Origin of the sequence: Anditalea andensis, from assembly GCF_000714815.1 — a bacterium.
Classification (GTDB): domain Bacteria; phylum Bacteroidota; class Bacteroidia; order Cytophagales; family Cyclobacteriaceae; genus Anditalea; species Anditalea andensis.
Map to the genome: position 1 here is coordinate 58,817 of NZ_JMIH01000005.1, position 10,822 is coordinate 69,638.

The 10,822-nt window shown below is 43.2% G+C and carries 8 protein-coding genes; 3 read left to right on the plus strand and 5 right to left on the minus strand.

Annotated elements, in window-relative coordinates; genetic code table 11:
- Positions 1-57: 57 nt before the first annotated feature.
- Both EL17_RS01640 and EL17_RS01645 read right to left on the minus strand, forming a co-directional pair.
- Positions 58-1,638: a terpene synthase family protein gene (locus tag EL17_RS01640; protein WP_164674901.1), complete on the minus strand. Its 1,581-nt coding sequence runs from the start codon at positions 1,636-1,638 to the stop codon at positions 58-60.
- A 413-nt stretch (positions 1,639-2,051) separates the two neighbouring features.
- On the minus strand, positions 2,052-2,636 hold the full coding sequence (locus EL17_RS01645; RefSeq protein WP_035069163.1) for a cyclic nucleotide-binding domain-containing protein: 585 nt from the start codon (positions 2,634-2,636) through the stop codon (positions 2,052-2,054).
- A 266-nt stretch (positions 2,637-2,902) separates the two neighbouring features.
- Between EL17_RS01645 and EL17_RS01650 the strand changes: the two genes are divergently transcribed.
- Both EL17_RS01650 and EL17_RS01655 read left to right on the plus strand, forming a co-directional pair.
- Positions 2,903-3,367, plus strand: a complete 465-nt coding sequence (locus tag EL17_RS01650) for a MauE/DoxX family redox-associated membrane protein (RefSeq protein WP_084166078.1) — start codon at positions 2,903-2,905, stop codon at positions 3,365-3,367.
- 285 nt (positions 3,368-3,652) lie between these two features.
- A complete protein-coding gene (locus tag EL17_RS01655) occupies positions 3,653-3,910 on the plus strand; it encodes a hypothetical protein (RefSeq protein ID WP_035069166.1) in 258 nt (85 codons plus the stop codon).
- 36 nt (positions 3,911-3,946) lie between these two features.
- Here the strand turns inward: EL17_RS01655 and EL17_RS01660 are convergent, their stop codons facing one another.
- The 3 genes from EL17_RS01660 to EL17_RS01670 form a co-directional block, all read right to left on the minus strand.
- Positions 3,947-5,284 (minus strand): RagB/SusD family nutrient uptake outer membrane protein, encoded by a 1,338-nt coding sequence (locus tag EL17_RS01660; protein WP_084166076.1) that lies wholly within the window; start codon positions 5,282-5,284, stop codon positions 3,947-3,949.
- Between the two features lie 236 nt (positions 5,285-5,520).
- A complete protein-coding gene (locus EL17_RS01665) occupies positions 5,521-8,703 on the minus strand; it encodes a SusC/RagA family TonB-linked outer membrane protein (RefSeq protein ID WP_084166077.1) in 3,183 nt (1,060 codons plus the stop codon).
- Between the two features lie 48 nt (positions 8,704-8,751).
- Positions 8,752-10,338 (minus strand): TlpA family protein disulfide reductase, encoded by a 1,587-nt coding sequence (locus EL17_RS01670; protein WP_035069172.1) that lies wholly within the window; start codon positions 10,336-10,338, stop codon positions 8,752-8,754.
- Between the two features lie 173 nt (positions 10,339-10,511).
- On the opposite strand from EL17_RS01670, the gene EL17_RS23800 reads away from it, so the two are divergent.
- The coding region (locus EL17_RS23800) for a hypothetical protein (protein ID WP_205623513.1) at positions 10,512-10,822 on the plus strand (311 nt) is incomplete at its 3' end.

The window sequence follows — 10,822 nt, forward strand, 5'->3', positions numbered from 1 at the left end:
AGTGGGGGATGAAAATTGTTTTCCGGTGCTACATGCTATAGTCGCGGCGGACGGGTGTCATTCCAATACTTTATACCTTTTCGATATCAGGACGGACCAGGCCACACTGCCGCTTATCTGGTACTTGATGGCCTTAATGGCCGCAAAAAGACACCGGGTGGCTGGATTAAATTTAGCACTGAAAGCCTTCTCATGGGCGAGAAATTGCTCCAATGATATTTCATGTTCCTGGATCAGTATATCTTTGGCCTGAGTTTCTGTCCGTCCTTCATGTAGGATGAGCAGTGCTACCCAGTTATGGGCATCATTGATCCGGTTTTCTTTGTCAAAAGACAAAAGGTCGTTGGAAATATAGATCATTTTAGAAGCCAGTCTTACCATAGTGGCCAATTTCGGCCAATACCGGTGTATTTCAGGATATTCCATTTCCAATGTAAATGGAATCAGCTGCAATGCCAGTTCACCACCACTGAAGACAGGCCTTTTTTCTAGGTACTCTGGAATGGATGGCACCCTATCCATATCCCTGTTTTCCGCTTCCCACAGATTTTCCCTTATATAGGCCTCAAATACGCCCAAAAGATTCTGATAAGTGCCGGTAAATGCCAGGGCTTGGAGTTCCCTAAGTCTTTCTGCCAGGATAAGCAGGAATTTATTTTCTTTAATCAGCGGATGGGTGGGATCCTCTTTGATGATTAAGAAACCATCCCTGAGACTGTACCATAGTTCACGTTTTTTGCCCATGGGGAGGTGGTCGGTATAATCATCGATCATAAACAGCAGGGTGAAAAGACCGGATATCCAGACCGAAACCTTAAGCGTGGCCTCAGGATAAAGGTTGGACGAAAGCCATGACAGTTTTTGGTTGAGAAACTTTTTCCTTTGGGAGGTATTGGTGATCAGCCTGTTTTTAATACACCAGCATAGGGTAAGTGAGTCTATTTCCATCGCATCATCATGGGTTTTACTTTCAAAGGGATAGCAAAACAGCTCATTGGCCATGGCACGGTAGTATATACTTTTCCTATATTTGTGCAGCTGGTTTTTATGCCTACTCAGTGTACGGGCATCAATCCCCAGTAGACCGGACCACTGGACATCCTTGAGCGTTAAATTATATTTGCTCAGCTTGTGAAGCAGCAAACTGTAAATATCGGTATAGTGCAGCTGGGTGAGTTTTATCCATTCCTGGTCACTTTTGCGGGCCATGCCCTTTAGTTTTGCTGAAAGGTCCAGGATTCCAGGAACCTGGTACAGGACCCTCTCTTCCCCTGCTTGGGTCAACCTGAGGATTTTTACAGGTGTCAGGCTTATTAATGTGTATTTGCTGGGGACTGCTTCCATATAGGCATTTCTGTCAAAGGCTATCTGATGAGGGAAAAACAGCCGGATAAGTTTACCATTCAAAAGCTGGCCAATGACACCCTCTACCAGAAACCGGGCATTCTGCTCCACCTCCCCTTCCCTGTGCAGCACCGTGTCTGCCGGATGTTCCTCCTCGTGCAGGTAATCCAGTAAGGTGATATAGGCATCGAGGGGAGTTAAGATCAACTCATCAAAAAGTGCCTTCAACTGTCTTGCTTTTTGTTCCTTTTCCATCTTTTTCTCATCTTTTAGGTCTACATAATAATTCATCATGATTATCTGCACTGATGCCAATAAGCTATATTTCTTTTAGCTGAAGTACCAAAAGACCGGTTACGCCATAGGCCTGAACGCACACGGCGGCTCATCATTTTACTGATGGACATGGCCTATAAGCATACTAAGTGCTCCTACCTATAAATCATTTGGCCATCCCGCTATGGCGGAAATGGATATATAAAAATTTCCATTCGGAAAAATTTTCCTGCTTGAAAGAAGACTACCTCTTTAGGTTTTTATAAAATTATATTTTATCGTAAATAATTAACAAAAAATTAATCATTATTTTCATCGCAACTAAAAAAAAAGGACATAAGCACCTGTTTTTTTACATAAATGTCCTACCGTTTCAAAAAAATCATGCTGCCTGTCTCCCTTTTTTCAAAACATTGATCACAGGAAGGAGGCTATAACCCACCTCTCCTGCTGATCTCCCGGCTGAGGGATTCGGGCCTTACATGCAGGTAGGAAGCCAGTATTTTCCAGTTTAATTCTATTAAAAGCCTCGGGTGACTTGATTCCAGCAGGGTGATTTTATCGGGCAGGGATAAAAGTGAAAGATTGGTAAACAAACCGGTTCCGGTCATTTCCAAAGACGATAGGTGCAGCGGCAAACAATTTATATCCATTGACAGCATATCGCATATTTTGAATAACCTGGTGATACTGATACCCGTCACTGACACTTTTCCCATGCTCTTCCAGGAGATTTTATTGACCCTCATACCTTCTATATATTCATATAGCCCAAACATCTCCCGTGGCAGCACTACCCTGGTGACATTTTCACTGTGCGGATCAAAGCCCAGAACAGCGCCTTTATGGACGAAAAACAAATGATACGGATCTACTTCAGATAAGATGATGGGCACATTTTTGTCAAACTGCAACAGCTTGGTTTCTTCAAACAGCAGTTTAAACAGATGTTCATACCATATCCCGTTCTCCACAGCATAGGTTTTTATTTCCAACATCCGTTTGTAACTGTTCATGACTAATCACATTTTGTATGTTGAAAATTACATCATATTGCTAAAAGTCGGTTTTGATTATATAAAAAATTTTACCAGATCTAAAAAATTACGACACAGGTATATCATTTCTTCATTTTCAGGATTTTTTTTTCTTAGTTTTCATGACCTAGATCATTAATATCCACATTGGCATGATGTCCGCAAAAATAAGCATTTGGATAGGTATTTTTATTCCCCTAAATTTCTTATCCAGTTCATTATCAGACCATTCACACTACAGGTATATGGAATTCAGTCATTCAAAAAAAGCCTCTACATTATTGACAGAAATGGTTGCTATGATGGTCGCACTTATGTTTTCCTATACGGCTATCAGTAAGCTGATGGACTGGGAAGGCACCAGGAACGGGTTATACAACCAGGTATTTCCGATCTGGACAGCTGATCTGCTACTATATGTACTGCCTGCCATAGAACTGGCTGCAGCGGCTATGCTGCTCATCCCCTATTTCAGGTACTGGGGGCTGGTGATCAGTACGTGGCTGATGGGTAGTTTCAGCTTATATATAGGGGTGGTGATGACCGGTATGTTGGGTAGGATCCCCTGCTCCTGTGGTGGGGTGATCCAGTCGATGAGCTGGTCCCTGCATTTGTTGTTCAACCTCTTTTTCCTGGGTATTTCTCTATCAGGATACCTGCTTGAAAGAAACGCATTGGCCAGGGCCCAAATGGGCCTTTTTAAAGCATAAAAAACGAAAGGCCCATTTGGGCCCTAAAAACAAATCTATAATACAGAAATTAGATCTATGGTAATCGGAATTACAAATTATTCATAATGCACTTCTTGGCAGTCAGTGAAATACTGAATTAAATAAAAAGCAAAACCATCACGGTCCGTGAAGCTACCAGGTAGCTGCCGGGCAACAGCAGGGGGCAAAAAAACCGGCCGTCCCTCTCGGAAGGCGCATATATCTCCCCGGCCAGGAAGATATGCCAAGACGACCGGTAATCTTTAACTAACAAACAATAAAGCTATGAAAAAACATGCTTTAATCCTCCTACGCGGAGGAGTATTTTCTCTGGGTGCGGTACTGGCTTTTGCCTTTACGCAGCCAGTAAATGTGCAGACGGTTTGGGGCCTTGACCCTATTGAGGGAGTCGTTCCTGTAACGCTAAACAGCAATGAGTACAATTGCGATCAGGCGTCTACCCAATGTCTGTACTTTGACCAGGCCATGACGCAGCCGATCCCTAACAGCAGAGGACAGTTTAACCTTCAAGCTACCAAGTAGGGAAATATAGGGCCCGGCTATGACCGGGCCCTTTTATTACCTATGTATAAACTCTTCTACAGGGATAGGAAAGGCATAATCTTGTGAATTAAATCTAAAAGCTTCACCGTTCACTTCTCGATAAAGCTTCACATCCAAAGCGGCACCTCTTTTTATATCTGCCCACCTCATCCCTCTAAATACCAGCTCCTTCCTTCTTTCACGCAAAACAAGCTCAAGCATATCTGTTTCATTCTGAATGGTAAGCACTTTAAATTCTCCTGTCGCAAATCTGGAGAGCAATAGACGGTTAAGATCTTCCATCGCTCCCTGGGCATCGCCTATTCTTGCCCTGCATTCAGCTCTTATCAAATATAGTTCTCCCACAGTAAGGCCAGTAAACAGTTCCGCATCTCCGGAAAAGCTTCCTCGGTAATTAATCGCACCAGAAGGTCTCTGAATAAAGTAAAACTGTCTCCTTAAATCATTTTCATCATAGCTTTGATACAGTACCGAATCTATTCTTACCTCTTGATTTCGCTCAAAACCCCATAAGGAAAGCGAAACTGCATGATATATCACTTCCTCATTGACTAATGGGATCGGAAAGAGTGCAGTTCGTTGGAGGACATTAAAATCCAGCAACTGATCATGCATTTTTAAGGCTTCCTCACTGTGCTTAGTAGCCAGACTGAATTCACCCATGCCCAGGTAGACCCTTGCCAGAAGTGCATGGGCAGCAGTTTTATTAGGTTGGCTTTTATATTTTACTGTAGCAGGTAAATCCACCAAAGCTTCCGCCAAGTCTGAAAGAATAAAATCATACGTTTCTTCTAAAGTAGCAACCTCTTCATAATTGTTCACATCCGGCACCCGTGGTAAAGGCAGTCCTCGGAGGGAACCTGCCTCAGACTGCTGATATTGCTCAGCAAAAGTCTGGGCTAAATGATAAATTGAAAAGGCACGGACAAATTTGGACCATCCTGTCAATTGTCGTTTTTTTTGAATTTGTTCCTCGCTGACAGGAATAATTTCATGAAGTCTCTCCAGACAGACATTTGCATAGAACACCTGCTCATATGGCCAGGTCCACACACTTGGTAGGGCTTCGTCCTCAAATACGTGTTCAAGCTCCCGCGTGTAGGCCCGCTGCGTCATATTCCTACCAAGGGAAATCCAGCCCGCATCGGTAAGATAATAATCATCAGCCGCCACGTTTTGAATACCTGGAGTTCGGTTAAACACACCCACATTATTCAATATTGCTTCCAGATCTTCCAACGTATCGGCAGTGGCAATACCTTTATTTGGAACAGCTTCCAAGAAGTCTTCACAGGAAAAAAGTATTCCTGCAGAAAAGACAATGATTAGCATTTTATAAATATGATTTTTCATCTGTTTATATTTTGTTTTTCATAGATTATAACTTGTCCCGTGACCAAGAATCGGGATGGATTCTCTCCTGGTTGCCCCGATGGCTATCGGGGTCATGCCCGATTTCATAAGATCACCGGTTGTTTTAAATATTGAGGTTAAAAAATGACTAGGCACCATTAAAAAGATTTTTAAATGGACCTTCATTCAGAACGTTATACCCAAACCAAAAAAATATTTTCAGTATTTTGGAATGGTCAGAAATCTATCCGGATGCCTGCAGCTACGCTGGTTAATGGCTTCATTGTCCTGAAGTCCGGATCCAGTGGATCATCACTTGCTTTCCATAGTATGCCCAGGTTATTGGCATAAGTGTACATTTCTGCATTTTGGAAAGGAAGCCATGGCAACTTTTTCCTATGGAAAAGGTAACTCAGCCGTATATCCTGCAATCTGATATGATCCCCTCTTTCAACCAAGTGTTCCGCATATCTGTAGAAATTGTTGCGCTGATTATTGTTGGTCAATGGCATACTGGGAACGGATGTAAACTGCTCATCACCCGGTAGCTGCCATCTTTGAGCAAAATCAGCATGGCCTCCATTTCCGGCAAAGATAGTGGCATAGTTAATAGATTCCCTCCTGTAATAATACCCCAGACGATAAGTGATATTAGCTGAAAGGAAAAATCCTTTATAGGAAAGGGTGTTTCTTATGGCCCCAAATGAAGTGGGTCTCCTTGGGCCGTGGTACAAAAGGGTTTCCGGAATGGTACTACTGAAAATGGCCGCATAATTATTACTCACCTCACCATTTAAATATCCCAAAGGATTCCCTGTGTCGGGATCCAATCCAGCCCATGGCAAACTAAAAATAGAGAATAAGGGCCTGCCTTCCAAGGGAACCATTATCCCGTCTGACTGGGCCAGATAATTGAGCACGGACCCTTGATAAAAATAGTCAGTTACTTTTTCTACAATATGGCTATATAGAAAGTTGGTTTGCCACTTGAGTGCTCCCGTAAGATTTTTTGTCTGCAGATCAAGATCCAAACCTCTTCCCACAGTGCCAGAGGTATTGCCTCTAAACCGGACCAAACCGGTAGATGGGGGAAGTGGAGCATCACCGATAAGATCTGCACCGATTTTAGAAAAATACTCTATAGAACCGGATATTCTGCTGTTCCTGCTTTCAAAATCTAGACCGATGTTCCAGATTTTAATCTGCTCCCATCTCAGCATAGGGTTTGCCGGATTGATGATCTGGCCGCCTAGTTCCCCTGCAGGAATATCAAACTGATAATTGGTGTAATACTGTACAGTAGTAAGAGCGGATAGGGATTTGTCTATATTTCCGTTTATCCCGTATGAAGATCTCACTTTTAGGTAAGGCAGCATTCCTAAATTATAGTAATCCTCACCACTGATGACCCAGCCTGCCCCTGCTGACCACAGCGGTACTCCCTTTTGATTGGTGTCTACCCCAAAAATATTGGAAGCATCCCTCCTAGCACTTACAGAAAGATTGTATTTCCTGCGTAAACTATACCCGGCATTGAAATAATAGGATACAAACCTGTCAATACTTCCGCCATGCATTGTATTTGGCGGAATACTGGATTGAAAACCGTTATGGAAGAGACTGAAGCGGGTTATATGATCCACAGGCCTACTTACTGCCAATTGTTCATTATATCCATAATAACGTGCTGTATTTCTTTCTGCCTGTAGGTCCTTTATTTCATACCCGGCAAGGGCATTTAGTTCATGGTTAGTCTCCCATTCTTTGTTGTAATGAAACTGAGCCCTAAGGCTATGGCTATAGGCAGAAGCCATGCTCAGATCCAAAATATCGCCTTCAGGAACTGGCCTGTCTATCGAACCGTCGTTTGCCACCTGCGTATACTGATTGATCAGATCCCTGGTATAAAAGAGATCCCGTGCTATTATATTGTTTCCAATTGAAATGTTTTGCCAATATTGATATAGTATCTCACTCTTCAAACCGGGAAGTATCTGGTAACCCATTGAAAGGTTTATCCTAAAATCATTTTGCTCATTTCTGTTTTGCAGCCTCCCAAGCTCATTGAGCGGGATATACCGCCAGTCCAATAAACCTTCCACTATCTCGCTGTTTACAAAACGTTGGTTATAGCGCTGAATAATCGGAATGGGATTTCCCACTTCATCTGTCAATGATTCAAACTGATAAAATTGATTTGGCATCTCAGTGCCTACTTCCCGGTTGATTCTCGTAAAATAGAGGCTGGCATTGACATTAAACTTTTCCCTTAGGAGCTTCCATTGGTTCTGTGCCCCTATTGTTACCCTTCCGTTACTGTTGGCCTGTAGGTTTTCCATATTGTGATCCAGTCCCATGGAATAATGGTAGCGGTGTACCTTCGTGCCGCCTGCTATGCTAAGGGAATGCTGCTGATTCAGCTGGGGCCTATAGAAATGCTCCATGAAATCCCGCCTGATATCCTGATTTCGAAAACCCTCGATACGGGATGCTGCCTCCGAAGCACTAATAACCCGGTCACGTTCTGCGATCAAAGTTTCCACTACAGGGGAAAGGACCGGCCTGTTCACCGAATTTTCCAGACTAAGAAAGCTACCTCTGCCAAACAGGCTCCTTTCTGCCCATATTCTATCGTCATTGGAAATGATTGGGACATAAAACAGATCAGGTTTTTCAATATAATTTAAATTTGTATTAAAACTAACTCGGGGGGCATTGATCCCTCCCTTTTTAGTAGTGATTACAATTACCCCGTTACCGGCCCTGGCACCCCAGATCGATGCGGCCGCCGCATCCCGGAGGACAGTGATGGATTCCACATCGTTTGGGTTTATGCTTTCCAGTGGCCCGTCGTAGGGGAAATTGTCAATTACTATCAATGGCTGCGTATTGGCAAACAATGTACTTCGCCCTCTGATACTAATGACATCTGTGGCCGGGCCGGTCCTGTTAAAGATAAGACCGGAAGTGACATCCTCCAGTCTATCCAGCAGGTTGGTGCTCACTCTTCTGTTGACCAACTCCTGATCCACTTTTACAAACGAGCCTGTGGCCCGCTCTTTTGGAAGCTGTTGGTATCCGGTTGAGACTACCTCTACTTCATTCATGGAGAGTCCAGAAGGCACTAATACAAAATCCTGTTCCAATTGATACGGAACAGAAACAGTGGCCAGCAGGGAATCATAACCCAAAAAGCTTATCACCAAAGAATGTTCACCTTCTACAAGACCGAGGGCAAATACCCCTGCCCTATCCGATATGGTATAGGTTTCTGAATCCTTTATTCTGATCAAAGCTCCCTGAAGGAAATCTCCGGACACATCATCCCGGATCTTTCCTCTGAATGGATAAGTTTCCGATTGGGCCTGGACTTTGCTAAACATGGCCAAGAACAGACCGAACAGTAAAATTGCTCTCATAAAATTATCTATCTATAGGTTGAAATTGATTGGATTATTTAAGGTGGGCTAGAACAGCCCGGTAATGTCATTTTTTATAATTTCGTAAGTGGGTGTTTGGTAGCCGGGATTGACTATCTTTCCCTCCCGATCTATCAGCAGGACATGGGGAAATCCAGAAATATTGTACTTTTGCATTAAATCGTTTTTCACTTCCTCGGAACCAGTATTCAGGTGGATGGCCCCATGTGGTGAGTATTTTCCACTGGCCAGACTTTTTTGCCAAAGATCCTTATCACGATCAATGGAGATGGATACGAAAGCAAAATCAGACCTGTCCGCAAAGTCCTCCAAAATAGGTCGCAGATGGTTTTCATTTAGTGAAATGCAGGCACCACATCCGGTAAACCAATAATCCACCAACACGACCTTTCCTCTCAGGTCACTAAGTGCGACAGTATCTCCATTGGCGTCCGCCAGCCTAAAATCAACAGCCGGTTTTCCTGCACCCAGACTCTTATACATATTTTCCAGAATGTCCGAAATAACAGGGTCCTCTACCAGTTGCATACCTGCAAGTAAGGCAGCTTCAGGAGACTCCAGGCGCCTATCCAGTAGATAGGCTGCAATTACCCTGTCCCTTAGATCGGGCGAAAGCCTTGCGTCTGCAAGTTCCGGTAAAGACCTACCGGTCATCAGCTCCTCCATAGACAGCACGGCCATCTGCATCCTAATGAACTGATAGGCATACTTTTTTTCGGGATTATCTTTTTCAAGTGATAAAAAGTCTTGCAAGTATTTATCATAAATTCGTTCAACCCTCATTTGTAAAGGTTCCATATCATCCAACTTGGTTAGCTGCCTCCATGCACTGGCAAGTCTTCGGGCAACTATATACCTTTCAAAAGACAAGTAATTGGCTTTAAGTATTTGATAAGTCTGCATATCAATTTTATCCTTATAGTAATCTAGGATATTGAGGTAGTCCCTATCCTCCATGTGTGACATTTGATCCTCTATTGAATTGACCAAATCTTCCATGGAGAGTAAGATTGTCGGCTGCTTCCCGAATGATGCCCTAGCTACATCAAGCATTTTTTGCTGGTTTTCAGTAAGGCTACCGATATGTTGGAAATTGAATACTTGAGAGCTGCTAAATTCTTTACTGATCCTTACCTGCTCTAAGTCATATTGACTATTGAACAGGTCAGCAGAAGGTCCGGAAAACACCATGCTATTGGTCAGCTTATCAATTCGGATCATCACACTGTCCCCTGGTCTAACCAAAAAGGATTTCAGAAATTCATTATTACCACTTGAGATGTCTATATATCCGGGTCTTGCTATGTCTTCAATAGTTAATTCAAACTGACGGTCTACACCAGGCTGGGGATTGGTAAAGAAATTTCCGGGATGCGTATCCAGGTCAAATCTTACAGGTTTGGGGTTGGGGCTTCCGGGACGGAAGAGTGTCGGATAAAACTTAACCATTATTTTTTCTACAGGATCATAGTCTCTTATCTCCCCATACACCACCACCGGTGCCCCTTCCGCAGCGGAAGGGACTGGGGGGTGACCGGCAACTTTCTGCCCGTATAAATCCTTCCCGAAAAGGCATAGCAGTGCCAGGAAGAAAAAGATGTTTCTTTTTTTCATTGTGTGTTATTTAGAAATTATCGGTATTGTATTAGTCTATTCGCAATTAGAAAGTACCGCCCCACGGGGTTGGTCGGTTTGGTTTTCCTGGGGGGTTATCGTTAACCAGTGAGGAAAATTGTGGGGCGGGTTTTCAATTGTTTGGTTGTTATGTCATGATTGATGATTGATGATTGATAGATAAGGGTTCATGGTTTATAATAACTTCAGCCACCGTACGTCACCTCGACCGGAACGAAGTGCAGTGGAGAGGTCTCTTATACGGATCTCAGCGCATGTCACTTCGAGCTTGCGGAGAAGTCTCAGGTACAGACCATAAATTATTACCTATATTAACCCGTCAGAGTAGCTTCACACTTTTTTTCTTTTGTCACTTTTTGCTTGACCAAAAAGTAACCAAAAAGTCAAGGCCTTTAGATCGTACTTCAAACCTTCTAATCCGTATAGGTTTTATGTTTGCGGGCAGGTTTGATTTTGCTGAACT